Annotated in this window: 23 protein-coding genes; 12 read left to right on the top strand and 11 right to left on the bottom strand. The window is 73.4% G+C overall.

All coding sequences use genetic code 11. The features are described 5' to 3' along the window. Nucleotides 1–4: 4 nt before the first annotated feature. Nucleotides 5–1,624 carry an oxidoreductase gene (locus tag D459_RS0112110; protein ID WP_017593279.1) on the top strand — a complete coding sequence of 540 codons (1,620 nt, stop codon included), beginning with the start codon at nucleotides 5–7 and terminating at the stop codon, nucleotides 1,622–1,624. Nucleotides 1,625–1,701: 77 nt separating this feature from the next. Next, nucleotides 1,702–2,859: an MFS transporter gene (locus tag D459_RS0112105; RefSeq protein WP_017593278.1), complete on the top strand. Its 1,158-nt coding sequence runs from the start codon at nucleotides 1,702–1,704 to the stop codon at nucleotides 2,857–2,859. Nucleotides 2,860–2,956: 97 nt separating this feature from the next. Here D459_RS0112105 and D459_RS0112100 read toward each other — a convergent pair whose 3' ends face one another. Continuing rightward, a complete protein-coding gene (locus tag D459_RS0112100) occupies nucleotides 2,957–3,901 on the bottom strand; it encodes a sugar phosphate isomerase/epimerase family protein (RefSeq protein WP_017593277.1) in 945 nt (314 codons plus the stop codon). Nucleotides 3,902–3,968: 67 nt separating this feature from the next. Between D459_RS0112100 and D459_RS0112095 the strand changes: the two genes are divergently transcribed. Continuing rightward, nucleotides 3,969–4,667, top strand: a complete 699-nt coding sequence (locus D459_RS0112095; protein ID WP_017593276.1) for a class I SAM-dependent methyltransferase — start codon at nucleotides 3,969–3,971, stop codon at nucleotides 4,665–4,667. A gap of 160 nt (nucleotides 4,668–4,827) precedes the next feature. After that, the gene (locus D459_RS0112090) at nucleotides 4,828–5,520 is read left to right on the top strand and encodes a hypothetical protein (protein ID WP_017593275.1); all 693 of its coding nucleotides are present in this window, start codon (nucleotides 4,828–4,830) and stop codon (nucleotides 5,518–5,520) included. Between the two features lie 96 nt (nucleotides 5,521–5,616). On the opposite strand, the gene D459_RS0112085 is transcribed toward D459_RS0112090, so the two are convergent. Continuing rightward, entirely contained in the window at nucleotides 5,617–6,570 is a 954-nt protein-coding gene (locus D459_RS0112085; RefSeq protein WP_017593274.1) for an SGNH/GDSL hydrolase family protein, read from the bottom strand. A gap of 227 nt (nucleotides 6,571–6,797) precedes the next feature. Between D459_RS0112085 and radA the strand changes: the two genes are divergently transcribed. Beyond that, complete coding sequence (radA, locus tag D459_RS0112080) at nucleotides 6,798–8,189, top strand: DNA repair protein RadA (protein WP_040709897.1); 1,392 nt, start codon at nucleotides 6,798–6,800, stop codon at nucleotides 8,187–8,189. Between the two features lie 33 nt (nucleotides 8,190–8,222). Here radA and D459_RS0112075 read toward each other — a convergent pair whose 3' ends face one another. Next, nucleotides 8,223–8,999 carry a hypothetical protein gene (locus D459_RS0112075; protein ID WP_241485011.1) on the bottom strand — a complete coding sequence of 259 codons (777 nt, stop codon included), beginning with the start codon at nucleotides 8,997–8,999 and terminating at the stop codon, nucleotides 8,223–8,225. Nucleotides 9,000–9,067: 68 nt separating this feature from the next. Here D459_RS0112075 and D459_RS0112070 point away from each other — a divergent pair, with 68 nt between their 5' ends. From D459_RS0112070 to D459_RS0112060, 3 genes are all read left to right on the top strand, one after another. Beyond that, nucleotides 9,068–9,943, top strand: a complete 876-nt coding sequence (locus D459_RS0112070; protein ID WP_026120311.1) for an HhH-GPD family protein — start codon at nucleotides 9,068–9,070, stop codon at nucleotides 9,941–9,943. Between the two features lie 85 nt (nucleotides 9,944–10,028). Beyond that, nucleotides 10,029–10,277, top strand: a complete 249-nt coding sequence (locus D459_RS0112065; RefSeq protein ID WP_241485010.1) for a CopG family transcriptional regulator — start codon at nucleotides 10,029–10,031, stop codon at nucleotides 10,275–10,277. A gap of 131 nt (nucleotides 10,278–10,408) precedes the next feature. Beyond that, a complete protein-coding gene (locus tag D459_RS0112060) occupies nucleotides 10,409–10,693 on the top strand; it encodes a hypothetical protein (RefSeq protein ID WP_241485009.1) in 285 nt (94 codons plus the stop codon). A 49-nt stretch (nucleotides 10,694–10,742) separates the two neighbouring features. Here the strand turns inward: D459_RS0112060 and D459_RS0112055 are convergent, their stop codons facing one another. From D459_RS0112055 to D459_RS0112045, 3 genes are all read right to left on the bottom strand, one after another. Continuing rightward, nucleotides 10,743–11,570: a dienelactone hydrolase family protein gene (locus D459_RS0112055; RefSeq protein WP_017593267.1), complete on the bottom strand. Its 828-nt coding sequence runs from the start codon at nucleotides 11,568–11,570 to the stop codon at nucleotides 10,743–10,745. Between the two features lie 236 nt (nucleotides 11,571–11,806). After that, nucleotides 11,807–12,565 (bottom strand): hypothetical protein, encoded by a 759-nt coding sequence (locus tag D459_RS31490; protein ID WP_017593266.1) that lies wholly within the window; start codon nucleotides 12,563–12,565, stop codon nucleotides 11,807–11,809. Between the two features lie 185 nt (nucleotides 12,566–12,750). Further along, nucleotides 12,751–13,119, bottom strand: a complete 369-nt coding sequence (locus D459_RS0112045; RefSeq protein ID WP_017593265.1) for a hypothetical protein — start codon at nucleotides 13,117–13,119, stop codon at nucleotides 12,751–12,753. A gap of 478 nt (nucleotides 13,120–13,597) precedes the next feature. Here D459_RS0112045 and D459_RS0112040 point away from each other — a divergent pair, with 478 nt between their 5' ends. Continuing rightward, nucleotides 13,598–14,311, top strand: coding sequence for a haloacid dehalogenase type II (locus D459_RS0112040; RefSeq protein WP_040709896.1), 714 nt, complete (start codon nucleotides 13,598–13,600; stop codon nucleotides 14,309–14,311). Nucleotides 14,312–14,349: 38 nt separating this feature from the next. Here D459_RS0112040 and D459_RS31485 read toward each other — a convergent pair whose 3' ends face one another. The 3 genes from D459_RS31485 to D459_RS36900 all read right to left on the bottom strand — a co-directional run bounded on the left by D459_RS31485 (nucleotide 14,350) and on the right by D459_RS36900 (nucleotide 15,377). Beyond that, nucleotides 14,350–14,853, bottom strand: a complete 504-nt coding sequence (locus D459_RS31485) for a hypothetical protein (protein WP_017593263.1) — start codon at nucleotides 14,851–14,853, stop codon at nucleotides 14,350–14,352. Beyond that, nucleotides 14,850–15,086: a DUF397 domain-containing protein gene (locus tag D459_RS36905; protein ID WP_017593262.1), complete on the bottom strand. Its 237-nt coding sequence runs from the start codon at nucleotides 15,084–15,086 to the stop codon at nucleotides 14,850–14,852. The genes D459_RS31485 and D459_RS36905 overlap by 4 nt, the downstream gene beginning before the upstream one ends. A gap of 129 nt (nucleotides 15,087–15,215) precedes the next feature. After that, on the bottom strand, nucleotides 15,216–15,377 hold the full coding sequence (locus tag D459_RS36900; RefSeq protein WP_241485008.1) for a hypothetical protein: 162 nt from the start codon (nucleotides 15,375–15,377) through the stop codon (nucleotides 15,216–15,218). Nucleotides 15,378–15,733: 356 nt separating this feature from the next. On the opposite strand from D459_RS36900, the gene D459_RS37475 reads away from it, so the two are divergent. Together D459_RS37475 and D459_RS0112015 are read left to right on the top strand one after the other, a co-directional pair. Continuing rightward, nucleotides 15,734–16,468 carry a DUF6879 family protein gene (locus D459_RS37475; protein WP_017593260.1) on the top strand — a complete coding sequence of 245 codons (735 nt, stop codon included), beginning with the start codon at nucleotides 15,734–15,736 and terminating at the stop codon, nucleotides 16,466–16,468. Further along, the gene (locus tag D459_RS0112015; protein WP_017593259.1) at nucleotides 16,465–17,307 is read left to right on the top strand and encodes a helix-turn-helix domain-containing protein; all 843 of its coding nucleotides are present in this window, start codon (nucleotides 16,465–16,467) and stop codon (nucleotides 17,305–17,307) included. The genes D459_RS37475 and D459_RS0112015 overlap by 4 nt, the downstream gene beginning before the upstream one ends. A 14-nt stretch (nucleotides 17,308–17,321) precedes the next feature. On the opposite strand, the gene D459_RS0112010 is transcribed toward D459_RS0112015, so the two are convergent. Then, nucleotides 17,322–17,573, bottom strand: coding sequence for a DUF397 domain-containing protein (locus D459_RS0112010; protein ID WP_040709894.1), 252 nt, complete (start codon nucleotides 17,571–17,573; stop codon nucleotides 17,322–17,324). A gap of 2 nt (nucleotides 17,574–17,575) precedes the next feature. Further along, on the bottom strand, nucleotides 17,576–18,433 hold the full coding sequence (locus D459_RS0112005; RefSeq protein ID WP_017593257.1) for a helix-turn-helix domain-containing protein: 858 nt from the start codon (nucleotides 18,431–18,433) through the stop codon (nucleotides 17,576–17,578). A 167-nt stretch (nucleotides 18,434–18,600) separates the two neighbouring features. Here D459_RS0112005 and D459_RS0112000 point away from each other — a divergent pair, with 167 nt between their 5' ends. Further along, nucleotides 18,601–18,915: a hypothetical protein gene (locus tag D459_RS0112000; protein WP_017593256.1), complete on the top strand. Its 315-nt coding sequence runs from the start codon at nucleotides 18,601–18,603 to the stop codon at nucleotides 18,913–18,915. Nucleotides 18,916–19,404 lie beyond the last annotated feature (489 nt).

Below are 19,404 nucleotides of genomic sequence, written 5' to 3'. Positions count from 1 at the left end.
CGCGATGGGAGTGGACCGCACCCCGGGCGGGCTCCCGCTCGTCCTGGGGATCCCCGCGGACGGGCGGAACGGCTCGGCCGACCTGGCGGCGCTGCGCGCCGCCGAGGAGCGGCTGGCCGGCTCCGCGCGGACCGCGCGCTTCCCGCTCTGCACCGACCTGCCCGAGTGCCGCTCCGCCGACAACCCGATGCCGCCGCGCCTGGTCCGGCGGCTCTACCGGGCGGTGGCCGCCGCCGACGCGCTGCTGATCAGCGCGGCCGAGGACGGCGGCCCGCCGCCCGCCCGGCTGCTGTCCGCGCTCGACTGGGCCGGCTACCCGTTCGGCGGGGTGCTCACCGGAACGCCCGCCGCCGTGATCGGCGCCGGGGCGGAACCGGCCGGCGGGGACGGCGTCCGGGCCCGGCTGCGCGCGGTGCTGCGCGCCGCCGGCGCCCGGGTGCCCCGGCCCGGCGCGCCCTCCGACGACCTCCCCCGACACCTGCACTTCCTTTCCCGCACCACCATGACCAGTGAGGACGAAAAGACCGTGACCGGATACTTCGAACCCGTCTCCGTCGGCGCGCTGAAGCTGCCCAACCGCCTGCTGATGGCCCCGATGACCCGCTCCCGGGCCCCCCGCGGGCTGGTCGGCCCCGCCACCGCCGAGTACTACGCCCAGCGCGCCGCGGCGGGGCTGATCATCACCGAGGGCACCCAGCCCAGCGTCCGCGGCCAGGGCTACATCGACACCCCGGGCCTGCACAGCGCCGAGCAGGTGGCCGCCTGGCGCGAGGTGACCGGCGCGGTGCACGCCGCCGGAGGCCGGATCTTCGCGCAGATCATGCACTCCGGCCGGATCGGCCACCCGGTGCTCTACCCGGACGGCGGGCTGCCGGTGGCGCCCTCCGCGATCGCCTCCGGCGAGCGCCTCTACACCCCGGACGGGCTGCTGGAGCACCCGGTGCCGCGCGCCCTGACCACCGCCGAGATCGAGGATGTGGTGGATGAGTTCACCGAGGCGTCCCGGAACGCCATCGACGCCGGCTTCGACGGGGTGGAGCTGCACGGCGCCAACGGCTACCTGATCCAGCAGTTCCTCGCGGACGGGACCAACCGGCGCACCGACCGCTACGGCGGGAGCCCGGCCAACCGGATACGGTTCGCCACCGAGGTCGCCGCCGCGGTGGCCGAGGCCATCGGCCCGGAGCGGACCGGCATGCGCATCGGCCCGGGGACGCCGAACAACGGGATCACCGAGAGCGACACCGCCGAGCTCTACCCGGCGCTGGCCCGCGCCCTGGCCCCGATCGACCTGGCCTACCTGCACATCGTCGAGGATGGGCACCGCGAGGTGACCGAGGCGGTGCGCGCCGCGTGGCCGAACGCGCTGCTGCTCAACCCGCACCCGGACCCGGCCTCGGGGGCGCGCACCACCGACTCGGGGGCGGAGGCGCTCGCCGCCGGACTGGCCGACGCGATCACCATCGGCTCCGAGTGGCTGGCCAACCCCGACCTGGACGTCCGGGTCAAGGCCGGCGGGCCGTTCAACGACCCCGACCCCGCCACCTTCTACGGCGGCGGCGAGCGCGGCTACACCGACTACCCGCGGCTGGACGCCCTGGAGTCCTCCGGGGCCGACCGATGAGCCCGGCACCGGGAACGGCGCCCCGGGGGCCGGCCGCCCCCGGGCCCGCCGGCCCCCTCCCGGGGGAGCGGCCCGGGGTGCGGGCCGCCCCGCTGGTCCTGCTGCTGCTCGCCTCCACGCTGACCGTGATGGCCGGCGGTGTGCTCACCCCGATCGTGGAGCTGCTCCGCGGCGACCTCGGCCTGACCTCCACCCAGGCCGGGATGGTGGTCACCGCGCACACCGCGGTGATCGCGGTGAGCGCGCCGGCGGTGGGCTGGGCGATGGACCGCTGGGGGTACCGCGTCCCGCTGGGCGCCGGGCTGCTGCTCTACGGGGCGGCCGGCGGCGCCGGCGCGCTCACCGACTCCTACCCGCTGCTGATCGCCACCCGGCTGGTGTTCGGGCTGGGCGCGGCGGCGGTGTTCGCGGCGAGCACGGTGGCGATGCTCTCGCTGTACCGGGGCGCGCTGCGGGACCGGGCGATGGGCTGGCGGTCCACCGCGGTGAGCGTCGGCGGGGTGGTCTGCCCGCTGCTCGGCGGCGCGCTGGGCGGCCTGTCGTGGAGCGCGCCGTTCGCGGTCTACCTGGTCGGCGTCCCGCTGGGCGCGGCCGTGCTGGCACTGCTGCCCGACGCCCGCCCGGAGGCGCCCGCCCGCGGCGCCCGGGGCCCGCGGTTCCGCCCGTCCCCGGCCGTGCTCGGCTTCCTGCTGCTCACCGTGGCCACCTCGATGATGCTGTACACCCTGGTGGTGTTCGTGCCGCAGCGCCTGGCCGAGCTGGGGGTGACCCACCCGTCGCTGGTCTCGGTCTACCCCGTCAGCTGGTCCGGGGCGATGGGCCTGGTCGGGGTGGTGTACGCGCGGTTGCGCGCGCGGCTGGGCTACTCCTGGATGCTGCGGCTGGCCGCGGCGCTGTGGACCGCCTCGTTCGCGCTGCTCGCGCTGGGCGGCGGCCCGGTCCCGGTGTGGGTCGCGGTGGTGCTGTTCGGCCTCGGCGCGGGCATCGCGGTCCCCGCGCTGACCGTGCTGGTCGGCGGGGGCGTCCCGGCCGCGCTGCGCGGGCGGGCCACCGCCCTGGTCACCACGGCGACCTTCGCCGGGCAGTTCCTGGCCCCGCTGGTGCTCGGCCCGGTGGTGGAGGCGCTCTCCATCGGCACCGCCTACCTGCTGGTCTCCGCGGGGGCCGGGGTGCTGCTCGCGGTGCTCCTGGCGGTGCGCGTCACCGACCCGGAGGCCGCCCGGGAGGACGCCTGACCCCGCCCCTCCCTCGGTGATCTTGACGTTCCGGCCCTGTCAACGCGCTCCGCTAGGGCCGGAACGTCAAGATCATCGGCGCGCCGCCGCGGGCCGGTCAGTCGCCCTCCTTGGCCGTCCCGCCCGTGTCGACGGTGAAGGTCCGCGGCGGGGGCGGCGGCGCGGAGCGGCGGAGCGCGATCCGCTCCCGCCGGTCGGCGCGCTCCTCCCCGGGGCCGCCGGCGCCCGCGCCGTGCCGGCGGGCCTCGGCGAAGTGCAGCCGGGTGAAGGCCAGCGCCTCGGCCAGCTCCAGCTTGCGCGACTCGCGGTCGGGGGCCTTGCGGGTGTTCACCTCCAGCACCAGCTGGCCCTCGTAGCCGGTGCCAGCCAGGTGCTCCAGCACCTCGGCGACCGGCTGCGAGCCGCGGCCGGGGATCAGGTGCTCGTCGAAGTTCTGCCCGCCGACGCCGTCGGCCAGGTGCACGTGGGAGAGGCGGCCGCCGAGCCGCCGGGCCATGTCCATGGCGTCCGACCCCGACATCGCGGTGTGCGAGAGGTCCAGGGTGACGTCGGGGTAGTCGCGGTCCAGCGGGTTCCAGCTCGGGGCGTACGGCACGACCTCCCGGTCGCCCATCCGCACCGGGTACATGTTCTCCACCGCGAAGACCACGTCGGTCTCGTCCTGCATCCGGGCGACGCCGTCCTCGAACTGCTTGGCGTAATCCCGCTGCCAGCGGAAGGCCGGGTGGACCACGATGGCGGTGGCGCCCAGCGCCTCGGCCATGTCCTTGGACCGGACCAGCTTCTCCCAGGGGTCCTTGCCCCACACCCGCTGGGTGAAGATGAGGCAGGGGGAGTGCACCGCGGTCACCGGGATGCCGTGGTAGTCGGAGAGCCGGCGGAGCATCTCGGTGTCCTGGCTGACCGGGTCGGAGGAGACCAGCACCTCGATGCCGTCGTAGCCCAGCTCGGCGGCGATCTCGAAGGCGGCCGGGGTCTTCTCCGGGTAGACCGAGGCGGTGGACAGGACGACGGGCGCGTCGGGAACCTCGATGGAGCTCACTCGAACAAGACTATGCGGTGCCGGGCGGATTGGCTCGACGCGTGCGGGTCCCGCTACCGTCCCCAGGGTGAGAGCAGCGCTGGACGGGGCGGTTCCCAGCCCCAACATCTGGAACAGTCCCCAGGTCTACGAGCTGGAGAACCGCGCGGTCGACCCGGACGGGGCGATCCGGGCCGCCATGGACCGGATCCGGCCGCTGTCCGGTGCGCACGTGCTGGACATCGGCTGCGGGACCGGCTTCCACCTGCCCGCCTTCGCCGCCGAGGCGGACCGGGTGACCGGGGTGGAGCCGCACGGCGAGCTGGCCGCCGCGGCGCGCGCCCGCGCCGCCGGGCTGGACAACGTGTCGGTCCGCACCGGGGTCGCCCAGCGGCTGCCGCTGCCCGACGCGTCGGTGGACGTGGCGCACGCGCGCTGGGCCTACTTCTTCGGCCGCGGCTGCGAGCCGGGGCTGCGCGAGCTCTCCCGGGTGATGCGGCGCGGCGGGGTCGCGTTCATCATCGACAACGACGCCTCCCGGAGCACCTTCGGCCGCTGGTTCCGCCGGTTCCTGCCCCGCTACGACCCGGAGGACGTGCAGCGGTTCTGGACGGCGCAGGGGTTCCGCCGGGAGCCGCTGGACATGCGCTGGCGGTTCGAGCGGCGGGAGGACTTCGAGGCGGTGGTGCGGATCGAGTTCCCCGCCCGGCTGGCCGAGGAGATCATCGCCGAGCACCCGGGGCTGGAGGTCGACTACGCCGTCGACCTGCACTGGCGCGAGTACTGAGCGGCGCGGACCGGGGCGCCGCCCCGCGGCGGGACGGCGTCGCGCCGCCGGTCCGCTCCGGGCGGTTCGGAACCGGACGTCCGGTTCCGGAGTCGTACCGGGCAGGGACCGGGACCGCCCCGGCGCCCCCCTGTTCATCCCCCGCGCGGAAGAGGAGACCGTGGAACCCCTGAACAGCAGATCTTCGCTCCGGCGCGCCGTGCTCGCGCTGGCCTGCGCCGGCTCCCTGCTCGCCGTCGGGGCCTGCGGGATCATCCCGGCCCCGGTCCGGGAGGGGGAGCCGCCCCCCGGCCGCGGCGGCGCCTCCGAGTCGGAGCAGGCCTCCGAGGCGCCGGAGGCCTCCCCGTCGGCCCCGGAGACCCCGGACGGCGAGTTCCGCACCGGCACCGTGCCCGCCGAGGAGCCCCGGTTCGACGAGAGCGTCCTCGGCCCGGCCCCCTCCGGGGACGACTTCACCGCGGCGGTGGAGTACGAGATCAACCGGTTCGTGAACATGTTCGCCATGGAGCACGACCCCGACTCCTCGGTCTCCTGCGACGAGATGGAGGCGACCAACGGCTTCGAGGGCACCTGCACCGCCGGCTACGCCGACTACGAGGCCGAGTTCGTGGTGACCGTCACCGACGACCAGGGGTCGGTGGAGTACGAGACGGGGCGGCTCCCGGTCTCCCGGAACGCCCTGGAGGAGCGGTACCGCCACCACACCGGCGAGGAGGCGGTCCTCTGCGACATGGGCGAGTACAAGCTGGTCAGCTCGGGGGCGAGCGGCATCTCCTGCGAGACCTCCGGCGGGGAGTCGGCCGACGTCGAGATCGCCGCCGACGGCAGCGGGGTCTCCTTCAGCGACCGCTGAGCCCGCCCCGCTCCCGATGACCTCGGCGCTGCGGCCCGATCAGAGCGCTCTGATCCCCCCGCGGCGCCGAGATCACCGGGTCCTCCGCCGGCCCGCTCAGGCCTGCGGGGAGTGCTCCCGAACGCCCAGCGCCGCCAGGACCCGGTCGCCGACCTCGTCCATCCCGGAGCGGTTCGGGTGCACCGGGGCGGCCGGGCGGGTCGGGAAGATGCCCTCCACCCACTTCTCCGAGGCGGGGGCGCACATGTCCCGGCCGCGCTCGAAGACGTCGGCGAAGACCGCGCCAGCCTCGGCGGCGCGCGCCTCCAGCTCGGCGTTGAGCGCGGACTGCACCGAGTCGAGGTAGCCGACGTCGCCCTCGGCCACCGGGACCACCGGCCAGCACCCCTTCTCCTCCGGGAGCAGCTGCAGGTAGCCCACGACCACGACGGTCGCCTGCGGGCTGCGCTCGCGGACGCCCTCCAGCACCGCGGCCACCTTCTCCCCGGTCTCCGGGATCCGGCCGGCCAGCTCGTCGCTCCCGTCGTCCTGCTCGTAGTGGCGGCGGCACGGGTCGCCGCCCGGGTCGGTCACGCTCTTCTCCGCGCAGCGCAGCACCACTTCGCCGAAGCCCAGGTCGTTGCCGCCGATGCCGACGGTGACCAGGGTGGTGTCCGGGGTGAGCGCGTCGAACTGCGGCGCGTTGGACTGGCCGAGGGAGAGGTCCTGCGCCTCGGTCATGTGGTCGGTGACCGCGCCCGAGCAGCTGGCGTCGGTGAAGTCCTCGGTGCCCAGCGCCTCGGCGACCCGCTGCGGGTAGTTGTTGGTGGACCTCAGGCAGAGCAGCGGATCGCCGGTGGTCACCGGGATGAACGGGCCGGCGGTGAAGGAGTCGCCCAGGGCGACGTAGCGGTCGGCGAGGTCCGCCTCCTCGGCGGCGGCCGGCGCCGAGGCGAGCGCCCCGGCCAGGCCGAATGCGGCGGTGGCGGCGGCGATCCGGAGGGCGGCGCGGGATCCGGGGCGGGCGGGGGGCTCGGAGGCGGGGGGTGCGTCGGGGGATTCGAGCGACACGCGGTTCTCCTCGCGGTGCGGACGGATCTGCCGCCTTGAATGTGACCAGCGGGTAACACCCCGTCAACCGGCGCGGCCGTTTCCGGTCAGTGATGTTTTCACCACTGTAGGCGATCGGACGGCTGCGCGGTGTGCGGACGCCCAGGCCGGTGCCGCCCCGCCCGGCGCCGTCCACAGGCGCGCCGCCCGCGGCGCGGACTGTCCGCACCGGGCGCTAGCGTGCTGGCATGGCCAAGAGTGCGAAGAGTTCCTTCCGGTGCACCGAATGCGGGTGGACCACCCTCAAGTGGGTGGGCCGCTGCGGTGAATGCCAGTCCTGGGGCACCGTAGAGGAGGCCGGCGCGCCCTCGGCGTCGATCACCCCCACCCGGGTGGCCACCTCGGCCCGGCCGATCACCGAGATCGACGTGGAGTCCGCGCACGCCTCCCCCACCGGCCTGGAGGAGCTGGACCGGGTGCTCGGCGGCGGCGTGGTGCCCGGCGGGGTGATGCTGCTCGCCGGCGAGCCCGGCGTGGGCAAGTCGACGCTGCTGCTGGAGGTCGCCGCGATGTGCGCCGACGCCGGCCCGGTGCTCTACGTCACCGGCGAGGAGTCCACCGGCCAGGTGCGGCTGCGCGCCGAGCGGCTGGGCGCGCTCTCCCCCAAGCTCTTCCTCGCCGCGGAGACCACGGTGGGCGCGGTCGCCGCGCACGTGGAGACGGTCGCGCCGGCGCTGCTGATCGTCGACTCGGTGCAGACCATGTCCGCCCCGGAGGTCTCCGGGGTGCCCGGCGGGGTGACCCAGGTCCGCGAGGTGGCCGGCGCGCTCATCCGGATCGCCAAGGAGCGCAACATCGCCACCGTGCTGGTCGGCCACGTCACCAAGGACGGCTCCATCGCCGGCCCCCGGATGCTGGAGCACCTGGTCGACGTGGTGCTCCAGTTCGAGGGGGACCGCCACTCCCAGCTGCGCATGCTGCGCGCGGTGAAGAACCGGTACGGCCCCACCGACGAGATCGGCTGCTTCGAGCTGAGCGACTCCGGGATCATCGGCCTGCCCGACCCCAGCGGGCTCTTCCTCACCCGCCGCAACGAGCCGGTGCCCGGCACCTGCGTGACGGTCACCCTGGAGGGCCGCCGGCCGCTCATCGCCGAGGTGCAGGCGCTGGCCGCCCCGACCAACCTGCCGCAGCCCAGGCGGGCCACCTCCGGCCTGGACACCGCCCGGGTCAACATGGTGATGGCGGTGCTGGAGCGGCGCGCCGGGGTGCACATCGCCAACGCCGACGTCTACGCCTCCACGGTGGGCGGGGTCCGGCTGGGCGAGCCCTCGGTCGACCTGGCGCTGGCGCTGGCGGTGGCCGGCTCCGCCAAGGACGTCGCGCTGCCCCGGGGGCTGATCGCGATCGGCGAGGTCGGCCTGGCCGGGGACGTCCGCGCGGTGAGCGGGGTGGAGCGCCGGCTGATCGAGGCGCAGCGGCTCGGCTTCACCCGGGCCATCGTGCCCCGGCACAGCGAGGAGCCGGTCCCCGGCATCGAGACGATCGGGGTGGACGACGTCGCCGAGGCCCTCGCCCTGGCCCTGCCGGGCAGGCGCCGCCGGGCGAAGAAGGCCGCCGCCCCCGCAGAGGAGTCCTGACCCGCCGCCCCGCGGCCGCCCCCTCCGCGCGGATCAGTTGAGCCGGAAGACCGCCTGCTCCTTCTCGCTGCCTGAGGCGTAGTCGCCCTTGAGCTCGGCCACGTAGGTGCCGGGCCGCTTGGCCTCCTGCTGCGACTCCCGGCAGTCCTTCCAGGAGCGGGTCCGGTCCCACTCGACCGTGGTCCGCCCGGGGACGCCGCGCTCCAGCTCGACCTTCTCCGTGTCCTTGGCCTCGGCGCAGTCCGCGGTGGAGTACACCCGGTCGTCGCCGGACTTGATCAGCAGCTCCACGGTGTTGGGGCCCAGGTCCACGGTGCAGGTCTGGTCGCCGAGGTTGACCGCGGAGATCTCCAGCTCCGGCTCGCCGTCCCAGGCGTAGTCGGAGCGGTCGCTCTCCAGGGTCAGCACCACGTCGGAGGGGCGGCAGGCGTCGCTCGCCTTCTTCGGCGCCGGGAACTCCGAGGAGGATCCGGAGTCCTCGCCGCCGCCGTCGCCGTCCTTCTTCCCGCCGCCGTCGCCGCCCTCCCCGCCGCCGGATCCGCCGGAGCCGGCGTCGTCGGAATCGGAGGAGGCACTGGGGCTGGGCGAGGGCGAGGCCGAGGGTGGCACACTGGTGGGGTCCTCGGAGTCCGGCGAGGCGGAGGGCTCGGCCGAGGCGGACGCGCCGGTCGGTTCCTCCTCGGAGGACGACGGCCCGCACGCGTAGACGATCAGCGTCACGATCGCCAGCAGACCAACGAGGACGAAGACCCTGCGCTTCCAATAAGTCCCGGGGCTCACCGGTCCCGGGTGTCCAGCACTTGACGCCATGCGCGTAGTATTCCGGGTTCCTCCGCCCGGCACATACTCAACCCGCCGTTAACCGACCACGATTGCCCATGATCGACAACCCTTATTCCTCGGCCGTTATCGCCTGGTTCGGGACACACGCCCGAGACCTGCCCTGGCGCGCCGGCGACGCCTCGCCATGGTCCATCCTGGTGAGCGAGATCATGCTGCAGCAGACCCCGGTGGTCCGGGTGCTGCCCGCCTGGGAGGCGTGGATGCGCCGCTGGCCCACCCCGTCCGCGCTGGCCGAAGAGCCCGCGGGCGAGGCGGTGCGGATGTGGAACCGGCTCGGCTACCCCCGCCGCGCGCTCAACCTGCACGCCTGCGCCCGGGAGATCACCGAGCGGCACGGCGGCGAGGTCCCGTCCGACCACGCCGAGCTGCTCGCGCTGCCGGGCGTCGGCTCCTATACCGCGGCGGCGGTGGCGGGCTTCGCCTTCGGCGGCCGGCACGCAATTTTGGACACCAATGTGCGCCGGGTTCTGGCCCGCGCGCACACCGGGATCGAGTACCCGCCGAAGGCGCCCACCCGCGCCGAGACCCGGCTGGCCGAATCCCTGCTGCCCGAGGACCCCGCCACCGCGGTCCGCTGGGGCGCGGCGGTGATGGAGCTGGGCGCCCTGGTGTGCACCGCCCGCTCCCCCGAGTGCTCCGCCTGCCCCATCGCCGACCGGTGCGCCTGGCGGGCGGCCGGCCACCCGCCGCACTCCGGCCCGCCCCGGGTCGGCCAGAAGTACGCCGGCACCGACCGCCAGGTCCGCGGCCGCCTGCTGGCGGTCCTGCGCGCCTCGGACGCCCCGGTGCACAAGCCCGCCCTCGACGCGGTCTGGGACGACCCGGTCCAGCGCGAGCGCGCCCTGGACGCCCTGGTCGCCGACGGCCTGGTCGACCCACTGGACGACGGCCGCTACGCCCTGCCGGGCTGAGCGGCCTCGGGGAATCGCCTCGAAACCCGGGACCGCGACGCACAGGCGGAGTATGGTTTCGAGTATGGCGACAAAGAAGATAACCGTGACGATCCCGGAAGAGCTCCTTGAGGAGATCCGCGACGCCGCGACCGAGCGGGGCATCTCCGCCTACGTCACCGAGGCCGTACAGCAGAAGCGCGACCGCGACCTGCTCATTGAACTGTCCGACTGGCTTGAAGAGGAGTACGGGCCGGTCACCGACGAGGAGCTCGCCGCTGCATACGCCGAGCTGGAGGAGATCGACGCCGAGCACGAGCGGCGGCGCGCCCGCCGCTCCGATGAGGCGGCGTGAAGAAGCGGAGCGGCACCGCGAAACCGCTGCGCTTCTACGTACTCGACAGTGAGGCGCTGTCTCTGGCGGTGCACGGTGACCGCGGGATGGTCGCCCGCATCAAGGTCGCCGCTCGCGGGGAAGCCGAGTTGGTGACCTCCCCCATGGCGCTCATCGAGGCCTACGACGGCCGGCTCACCGAGCAGCGCTGGGACTGGATCCTCTCCCGCATCCGCGTCATCGACATCGGCAAGGACGAGGCGCGTACCGCCCGCCGCCTCCTGGCCGATGCCGACCTGCACGGCCACGAGCACGCCATCGACGCGGTCCTGGCCGTCATCGCCCGGTCTTTGAAAGGCGAGGTCACGGTCCTCACTTCGGACGTCGGCGACCTGGAGAAGCTGGTCCCTGAGCGCATCCCCGTCCGGCGCGTGTGACCTACGGCGCCTACGGCGGAGGTGTCCGACCGTCGCGAAAACACCGGGACTACCCCCGGCCGGAAAGGAGCCTGCTGCGGAACAGGTCGAGCACCTGGTCGAGGGCGTCCCGGGTCGGCTGCCCCGGCTCGTCGACGAGGTGCTCGGTCAGCACCGAGTGCGGCGGGATGAGGCCCTCCGGGTTTGCGTCGGCGTCGTCCAGCTCGACGGCGGTGAACGCCTCGCCGAGCTCCCGGCGGAGCGCGGCGAACCGGTCCCCCGGCACCAGCCGGTCGCCGCGGAACCGCATGCCGAGCACCCGCAGGCCGCCGCGCGCGCAGCGCTCCTTGACCACCGCCAGCTCCTCGGCGGAGATGTCGACGGTCCCGCGGCGGCGCGCGGTGACGGCCAGCGGAAGCGACGGCTGGGAGAGCACCGGGGCGAGCAGCCGCTCGTCGGTGGCCATCGCCAGGGCGAACCCGCCGGTGAGGCACATGCCGACCGCTCCCACGCCGGGCCCGCCGCACCGCTCGTGCTCCGCCGCGGCCAGCGCCCGCAGCCAGCCGACCACCGGGGAGCTGCGGCCGGTGGCGAGCACCGTGAACTCGCGGCTGACGCACACCTTCGCCATGGTCGACGCCATGTAGGCGCCGGTCCGCAGCATCCCGTGCGCCGCCGGGGCGGGGTCGCGCCCGGGCGTGCCGAACAGCACGGGCAGCACCGCGGTGCACCCGATGCCTGCCACCCGCTCGGCGAACTCCAGCACCTTGGGCGTGATGCCGGGGATCTCGGCCATGACGACGACGGCCGGCCCGGTGCCGCGCCGCAGGATGCGGCGGGTGGTGCCGCCGTGGGTGAAAGTGCCGCGCTCGAAGCCTGACAGGTCGTGGTCGGCCATGGCCGCTCCCGTCCGATTCCGCTGCCGGTCCTCCGGACCCGGTTTCCGAATCCGGTTCTGCCGGGGCAGTCTCTCACCCCGCCTCCCGGGCCCCGGGCCCGGCCACCGGCGTTCCGGTCCCCGCCGAGCGTGCGGCGGGTGCGCCCGACCGATGATCTTGACGTTGCGGCCCTGTCAGAGCGCTCTGACAGGGCCGCAACGTCAAGATCATCGGGAAGAGCGGCGGGTCCGCCGGCTCAGTCGCCGTCCTCCTTGGTGCGTTCCCTGACCTCCTCGCGGAGCAGGGCCGGGAAGTCCGAGGGGCCGGGGCCGGCGAGCAGTTCCTCCCGGACCAGGGCGGCGCGCCGGGACCGCCGGCGGAAATCGGGAAGGACCAACAGCTCACCCATCTCAGGCCCGCTGTAGTGCGGCCACCCCCACCCGGTCAGGTACGCGTAGCAGAGCGTCCGGTGCTCGCCGGAGCAGCTGAGTGCATCCACCGCCCAGGTCCGCGTGATCTCCGGGGAGGCGGAGAAGGCGATCAGCCCGCCGATGCGCCGCACACCGAAATCCAGCGGGCTGCGGTACAGCCGCTCCTCCGGCGGGTGGTGCTCGAGCTCGCTCCACCGGACGGCGTAGGGCTCCAGGCCCGTCGTGCGCCACCGGACCGTGCCGTCCCCCGGGCCGGACGGGTTCCGCCGGCGCAGCTCCCGGGCGGCCGCCGTGGTCACCGGGGTCGCGGGCACCGGAGCCAGCACCACCGGGTCGGAGGGCTCGGCCCCGAACGGCTCGGGCAGCAGGACCTCCGACCCGAGGAAGACCAGCGTCCCGGGTCGGCGCTGGTAGGAGAGGCCCCACAGCAGCCGGGCCAGGAAGGCCGCGCCGCGCGGGTCGGTGAGCAGGTGCCACATGCCGTGCATCCGGTCGGTGGCGAACCGGACGTCGGTCCCGGGGCGGGGCGTGACGGCGGTGTACTCCCGCCCGTCCAGCCGGAGCCGGTGCCGGTGCAGCTTCATCCGGTCCGCGCCCCCGCGCCGGGCGGCGGGGCGCTGGGCTTTCCGTGTCAGCGGCGGCCTCCTCCGTTCCGGTCCGCGGCGTTCATCGGCCGCCAGTATGACCGCGCCCCCGGAAGAACCGGAACCGCTTTTCGGCGGGGCGCCCCGGGCTCGGCGCGGAACACGAACGGCACCGCGCCGGGGCATCACCCCCGGGCGGACCCCGGATGAACCGTGTCGGCGCCGCGCCGGGACGTCACCCCCGGGCGTCGCCGTCCTCCCCCCCATTCGGCGCGGGCGCCGGCGAGGTCGGTCAGCGCCTCCCGGGCGGTGGCGGCCAGGTGGCCGGGGCAGCGCGCGCCCTCCCAGGTGCCCAGGCCCTCGTCGCCGACGGCGTCGGCCCTCTCCTCGTGCCACTCGTCCCAGTCGGCCTCGTCCTGCAGGACCGCGACGAACCCGGCGTCCTGCTCCGGGTCCGCCCATTCGTCGAAGGCGGGGTGGGCGCCGTCGCCCTCGGAATGCGGGCACGGCAGCCCGGCCAGCCCCGCCTCCGCCGCCGCGAGCGCCCCGGTCATCGCCTCCAGGACCTCCGCGTCGCGCAGCCGGTGGACCGCGTACCAGCGGGCCGCGTAGAGCGCGGTGAGCAGCGCGGGCGTCTCGCCTCCCGGCGCCTGCCCGCGCAGCCGCTCGGCCAGCCAGGCCAGCAGGCCGTCCGGGTCCCCGGGGGAAGGTCGCAGACCATGCCCGCCACGGCTTCGGCCACCTCGGCGGCGTTCAGCCGCTCGCCGTCCAGCAGGTAGTCGTCCCGGTCGGTGAATTCGGTGAGAGCGCTCATGAGCGCACCGACGCGGCGCCCGCGCCACCGGTTCCCGGCGGCCTCCACCGCTGCTCAGACCGTTGACGGGGGAAACCCGTCCCAGGGCGATGATCTTGACGTTGCGGCCCTATCAGAGCGCTCTGATAGGGCCGCAACGTCAAGATCATCGGGGAGAGGCGGGGCGTCCGCTCCCCCCGGGCGCGTTCCCGCCCGGACGCCGCTGGAACACTTGCCGCATGGACGTTGAAGCCGCTGTTTTCGATGTTTTCGGGACCTTGACCGACTGGCGGTCGAGCGTGAGCGGAGAACTGTCCGGCATCGGCGACCGGACCGGGGCCCGGGCCGACTGGGCCGCCGTCACCGACGACTGGCGGCGCCGCTACCGTCCGGCCCTGCTCAAGATCTTCGCCGGAGAACTCCCCTGGCGGCCGCTGGACGAGCTGCACCGGCTCATGCTCGACGAGGTCCTGACCGAGCACGGCCTCGACGGCCTCGGCGAGGCCGAACGGGACGAGCTCGTGCGGGCCTGGCACCGACTGCGCCCCTGGTCCGACGCCCCGGCCGGCCTGGAGCTGCTGCACGACTCCCCCGTGGTCACCTCGACGCTGTCCAACGGAGGGGTCGGCCTGCTCACCCGCCTCGCCAAGCAGGCCGGGCTGCGCTTCGACTGCGTCCTCTCCGCCGAACTCGCCCGGTCCTACAAGCCGGACCCGCGGGTCTACCTCATGGCCTCCGAGCTGCTCGAGGTCGCCCCGGAGCGCCTCCTCATGGTGGCCTGCCACCCCGACGACCTCGCGGCGGCGGCCGAGGCCGGGCTCCGCACGGCCTACATCCCGCGCCCGCTGGAGTGGGGCCCCGACGCCGCCCCGGTCGAACCGCCCGCCGACGTCGACCTCGTCGCCGCCGACGTCATCGACCTGGCCCGCACGCTCACGGGGGGGGCGGGGTGACCGCGGCCGGGTGACGGCCGGAACGGCGCCGCCGGCGCCTACCCCGCGGAGTGGGCCCGGCGGCCGCCTCTCGGGAAGCCCCCTCCCACCGGGCAGGAGTCGGCCTCCCAGCGGTTCGGGCAGCAGACCAGGGTCGCGCTGAACGCGTTCCCTCCCCGGAGCCAGTGCCCGCACACCACGTCGGTGCCCTGCTCCAGCGAGGCGCGCCAGAAGGGCTCCCGGGCCGCCGGGGCCATCAGCTCCGGCCAGTCGGTGCGGAGCAGCGGCAGGACCTTGCGGTACTCGCCGGCGAGCCAGGCCAGGGCCCCGTCGGCGCCGTCCCAGGTGCCGCGGACCGCCGAGGCGGGCTTCCGCAGCCACCAGCACATCCGCTGCGGCGGCAGCGGCGAGGACGGGAAGGCCGGGTGGTCGGGGTAGGTCTCGGGCGTCCCCCGGTAGCGCTCCTCCCCCGAGCCCTGCCAGAGGTAGCCGTGGAAGTGCGGCCCCTCTTCGGGGGAGGTCCCCGGCGCGCCGGGGACCTCGGTCCGCTCCCGGCCGGTCACGCGGACGGGCCGATCTTCTCGGTGTAGCCGCGCACGAACGCCGCCACCTCCTCCGGGGTGAACCGGAGCGCGGGCAGCTCGGGGCGCTTGGTGTCGCGGATGGCGACCAGGGAGTCGGTGACGGCCACCGCCACGCAGGTCTCCATGTCCTCTTCCTCGTTGTTGCCGCCGCAGAAGGCCGTCCAGCCTTCGGCGGGCAGTTCGGCCGTGTAGAGGTCCCTGCCGTTCTGCATGCGCTCTCCCTCACTCGTCGGAGACCGGACCCGGGCGCCGGGCCCGCGCGGGCCCTGGATGGGGAAGCCGGCGGTCACCGCCGTCCAGGACCCGCGCGGACCGGGCGTCCGCGTCCCCCGCGTCGGCGGTCACGGGCTCGGAGCCGAGAACGGCGGAGCGGGGAACGGCGGAGCGGGGAGGCGCCGGGCGTACCCGGGCCGGGGCGAGCACATCAGCGCGGCCAGCGCCTCGGCGCTATCGGCCATCAGCGTCGGCTCGACGCCGGCCATGTCCTCCGGCGGATTCGCCATCCAGGCACCGGGCCGCCCGGACTCCCCTCTGGCCCGCCAGACCTTCCATTTCGGGAACTCCCGGCGCAGAACGGCAAGAGACTCCGCATCACGCGCCTGCTCATCGGAACGGCTCGTCGCCATGGCCACCTCCTGTAGGCCATGACGCTAGGTTCGGCGCCCGCCGGTGGCAGCCGGGTTTCTCGAAAATTCTTCTGAGGGGTCGCTGAGGACGCCATGCCCCGGGACAGAGCAGGGCAGAAGCGACGCCTCGAGAATAAACGAGAATCACGCATGTCACCTCTTGCGCCTTCCGACATACTGAGGCCGCTGTCGTTCGACCGACGAGAGGAACGTCTGTGGCAAGGCGACTGCGGATGCTGGGGAGCACGTCCGGAGCAGGAAACTGTCCGACCCTCTACGAAGACCTGGACACCGGACAGATACTCGTCCAGGGCGATGCGGTGACCGACCCTGACGACATCGCGCAGTTCGAACACGTCAAAGACGGGGAGGGCTTCGTCGTCGTTCCCCGGAAGCTGCTGACCGAGTTCACCCCGAAGGAGGCCGCACAAGTGCCGGAGCTGGTTCCTTTCGAAGAAATAGGCCACTTTTTCGATGGAGGGTTCGAGCACACCGCCTGGCGACTGGAGACCCGGACCGGCTACGCATCGGACAAGGCCCAATCGGATTACCAGGAGTTCCTGCGCACCGGAGAGACCTCCGACCAGATCCATATCCCCTGGTTCACCGGCGTCCGGCGGATGGTCTCCGAAGGCAAGCGGTACGAGCGGGTCCGGCTCGTGGACGATCCACCGACCGACGGGCAGCGCTACCTGCTGTCGAACGCCCGGAACAACGTGGCGGCCGGGGAGGACATCCGCTACATGTGGCGCTCCGACGCCCAGCGGCACGGGGTGGACCTGAGCGACTTCTGGCTGTTCGACTCCCGGGTTGTGGCCCGGTTCCACTTCGACGGTGATCGGACGGCCGGGATGGAGCTGATCACCGACCCGGCCGAGGTACTGCGGGCCTGTCAGATCCGCGATGCCGCCTGGCACCACGCCGTCCGATATGAGGACTTCAAGGCTCAGGTACCGTCCACTGGGTGAGCACCGATTTCCAGCGGTCCCGGACCTCCCTCGGTGCGCGCCTGCGCGAGCTGCGCACCGAGGGAGGTCTGACCGGACGCGAGCTGGCCGCTCGACTGGGGTGGGGTCAGTCCAAGGTCAGCAAGCTGGAGAACGGCCGGCAGACGCCGAGCAGTGACGACCTCAGCGCCTGGGCCCGGGAGACCGGGAACCCGGAAGCCGAAGCCGAGCTGCTGGGACGGCTGCGCGGCCTGGAAACGTGGTACCGCTCCTGGCGACGGCAGCTCGCGGGCGGTTTCCGTGTCGTCCAAGAGGCACACGACATGGAAGCCCGCAAGGATCGCCTCTGGTACAGCTTCGACTCCGAGGTGGTCCCCGGCCTCTTCCAGACCCCTGACTACGCTGGTGCCGTTCTGAGCCGCCACATGGCCCTCCACACCGCACCGCGTGATCTCGCCGCAGCGGTCCGCGCGCGGATGGCACGGCAGGACGTCCTCCGCGACCGGAGCCGGACGTTCCACTTCTTGATCTGGGAGGCCGCGCTGTACGCCCGGCCGTGCGCCCCTGCTGTGCTGGCCGAGCAGCTCGACCTGCTGGTTGGCCGACTCGCGTCGGCGGAGCACGTGCGGGTCGGCATCGTCCCTTTCAGCGCCGAAATGAGGATCCCAGCGGGGGCGGGGTTCGTCATCCACGACGACCGCCTGGTCATCATCGAGACCTGGCACGCCGAGCTGTGGCTGGACGGCTCCGAAGACGTGGCGCTGCACCGACGCGTCTGGGACGCCCTGAATGCGACGGCCGTCTACGGGGCCGAAGCCCACCGACTCGTCCACCGTGCACGGTGCGCCCTGGGCTCCTGACCCCCTGTCGCCGGTCAGCCCTCGAAGGCCCCCGTGCGCAAGGAGCCGGTGAAGGCCGCCCACTCGGTCGCGCCGACGGGCAGATACCCCAGCTCCGGGTGCTTGGAGTCGCGGACCGCCGCACCGGTGGCCAGCTCGGCGACCTCGACGCAGTTGTCCCCGCTCGAGGAGTAAGAGGACTTGCGGAACACCGGGGCCACCCGGGCCACCTCGACACAGTTCTCGCCACTCGACGAGTAAGAAGACTTGCGGAACTCCACGATCATGATCAGGCTCGCTTATCGTGCTCGGCGGCGATGGCCCCGATCAGGTCGAGCGACCGCTGCGGGTCCAGCGCCAGGTTCTGGACGGCGTCGAAGATCAGCGTGTGCCGATCGAAGTAATCCTGATCCTCAACGTACAGCGCTTCGACAGCAGTTGGAATGGAGACGATCCCCGGCTCAGGGCTGGGGAAGTCGAACAGGGTGAACGCCCCATCGACGGCGGGATGCGCGCCGGCCTCGTCGGGGAGTACCAGCACGGTCACCTTGTAATGTGCGGCCATTCCGGAGAGAAATCGCAGCTGCTCGGCCATGATTGCGTGCGTCCCGACCGCCTTGCGGAGCGCGGGCTCATCAATGACCGCGGTCAGGTGCGGCCCGTTAGGGGCATCGAGCACCCGCCTCCTGAACATCCGCGACTCGATCTTTCGAGCGACCTGATCGGCCGGGACGACCTGCCCCGCCTCAAAGATCGCCGCCGCGTAGTCCGGTGTCTGGAGCAGGCCGGGGATCAACACCGATTCGTACGTCCGGATTCGGACTGCTTCGGCTTCGAGTTCCGGCAGGGGGCCGGTGTAGAGATCGGCGTACTGGTGCCAATCGCTGCGCCCACGCGCTTCTTCCGTCAAGCTGAGAAGGTGCGCACGGTCTTCTCCCTCCACTCCGTAGAGGTCGAGCAGCGCTTCCACATCCCCAGGCTTGGGATACCTCCACTCGTTCCGCTCCGCCCTCGTCACCTTGGTGGCCGACGACCACTTCAGCCGCTTGGCCACGTCGGCGGCGGACATGCCGCTCTCGGCGCGCAGCCTCTTGAGCGCGGCGGACAGGCGGCGGCGCCGCACGCCGGGCGAGTGGCTCTGAGTCACGGATCCCCTATCTCCGGTAGACGCCTGTCCCGATCGTAGCCACCCATGCGAGATCTGAATTTTTTGTCCAAACACAGGAACGTATTGTGATTGAGTTCAGACTCAATCATACTGAAGGTGGTCGAGCACCCTCCGTGGTGCCTCCCTCACGACAAGGAGCCACCTCCATGTCCTCCTCCCTTCTCAAGGCCGGTGAGGCCACGACCACGATCGTCCAGCTCATCAAGGGCGGCGAGCCGGACGAGGACGGGTCGTCCCTGGCCGGCCTCTGCTCCCCGTACCGCCCGGTCATGGACACCCGGCGGTGCGCCTGCGGCTGCGTCCCCCTGCTCTCCTCGCTCTGGGAGGCGCTGGAGCGCTACCGCCCCTACGCCTCCGACACCGACCTGTGGGTGCGCACCTGCGACCCCGACTCCGTCCCTCCCCTGCCCGAAGGCGCCTCCGTGGTGGCCGCCTGGACCGTCTCCTGCACCGTCGCCTGAACGGCGGAGCGAGGATCAGAAAGAGGTACCGCCCATGACCCGCTCGCACATCTCCCCGGCGGCAGGCACTCATGTACGCGCCGTCCTGGCCGCGCCGCGAGGGCAGCGCTTCAGCCGCGCACGGCGCTACACCGAGCTGCGCCCGCCCACTCCCCCCGACCGCCCGGCGGGCATGCGGGCACCCGCTCCCCCTCCGGGCGAGCGAGGAGCCCTGCCCGCCTGGCTCACCCGGTTCCAGGACGAACTCGCACCGCCCGCCTGCGGACCGAGCCCCATCCGGAAAAAGGGCTCTCCTCTCCCCTCGGACGCCCCCGGTCGAACGAGGAGGCCGAGGAGGCCCAGGAGGCACGGCCCTGTTCCCCTCCCGGAATCCCGCGTCCGCGGCAGGCGCGGAGAGGCGTCCTTCCGCTCCGGCATCGAGAGCACCCGCCTCGAATGCACGCTCCTCGGCATGATGCTGCTCGCCTATGCCCTGGGCCTCATCGGTTG

It is taken from the genome of Nocardiopsis potens DSM 45234, from assembly GCF_000341105.1.
In the GTDB taxonomy this organism is placed as follows: domain Bacteria; phylum Actinomycetota; class Actinomycetes; order Streptosporangiales; family Streptosporangiaceae; genus Nocardiopsis_A; species Nocardiopsis_A potens.
The sequence above is the reverse complement of the archived record's forward strand: the minus strand, read 5'-3'. Positions and strand labels throughout refer to the sequence as shown.

What these genes read in the sequence shown, in the direction of transcription:
- D459_RS0112055 (WP_017593267.1), bottom strand. Translation starts at nt 11,570, where the DNA reads ATGGCCGACCACGACCTGTCAGGCTTCGAGCGCGGCACTTTCACCCAC.
- D459_RS0112045 (WP_017593265.1), bottom strand. Translation starts at nt 13,119, where the DNA reads ATGACCGGGGCGCTCGCGGCGGCGGAGGCGGGGCTGGCCGGGCTGCCG.
- radA (WP_040709897.1), top strand. Translation starts at nt 6,798, where the DNA reads ATGGCCAAGAGTGCGAAGAGTTCCTTCCGGTGCACCGAATGCGGGTGG.
- D459_RS0112000 (WP_017593256.1), top strand. Translation starts at nt 18,601, where the DNA reads ATGTCCTCCTCCCTTCTCAAGGCCGGTGAGGCCACGACCACGATCGTC.
- D459_RS37475 (WP_017593260.1), top strand. Translation starts at nt 15,734, where the DNA reads ATGCTGGGGAGCACGTCCGGAGCAGGAAACTGTCCGACCCTCTACGAA.
- D459_RS36900 (WP_241485008.1), bottom strand. Translation starts at nt 15,377, where the DNA reads ATGGCGAATCCGCCGGAGGACATGGCCGGCGTCGAGCCGACGCTGATG.
- D459_RS0112110 (WP_017593279.1), top strand. Translation starts at nt 5, where the DNA reads ATGGGAGTGGACCGCACCCCGGGCGGGCTCCCGCTCGTCCTGGGGATC.
- D459_RS36905 (WP_017593262.1), bottom strand. Translation starts at nt 15,086, where the DNA reads ATGCAGAACGGCAGGGACCTCTACACGGCCGAACTGCCCGCCGAAGGC.
- D459_RS31490 (WP_017593266.1), bottom strand. Translation starts at nt 12,565, where the DNA reads ATGAAGCTGCACCGGCACCGGCTCCGGCTGGACGGGCGGGAGTACACC.
- D459_RS0112070 (WP_026120311.1), top strand. Translation starts at nt 9,068, where the DNA reads ATGATCGACAACCCTTATTCCTCGGCCGTTATCGCCTGGTTCGGGACA.
- D459_RS0112010 (WP_040709894.1), bottom strand. Translation starts at nt 17,573, where the DNA reads ATGATCGTGGAGTTCCGCAAGTCTTCTTACTCGTCGAGTGGCGAGAAC.
- D459_RS0112040 (WP_040709896.1), top strand. Translation starts at nt 13,598, where the DNA reads ATGGACGTTGAAGCCGCTGTTTTCGATGTTTTCGGGACCTTGACCGAC.
- D459_RS0112075 (WP_241485011.1), bottom strand. Translation starts at nt 8,999, where the DNA reads ATGGCGTCAAGTGCTGGACACCCGGGACCGGTGAGCCCCGGGACTTAT.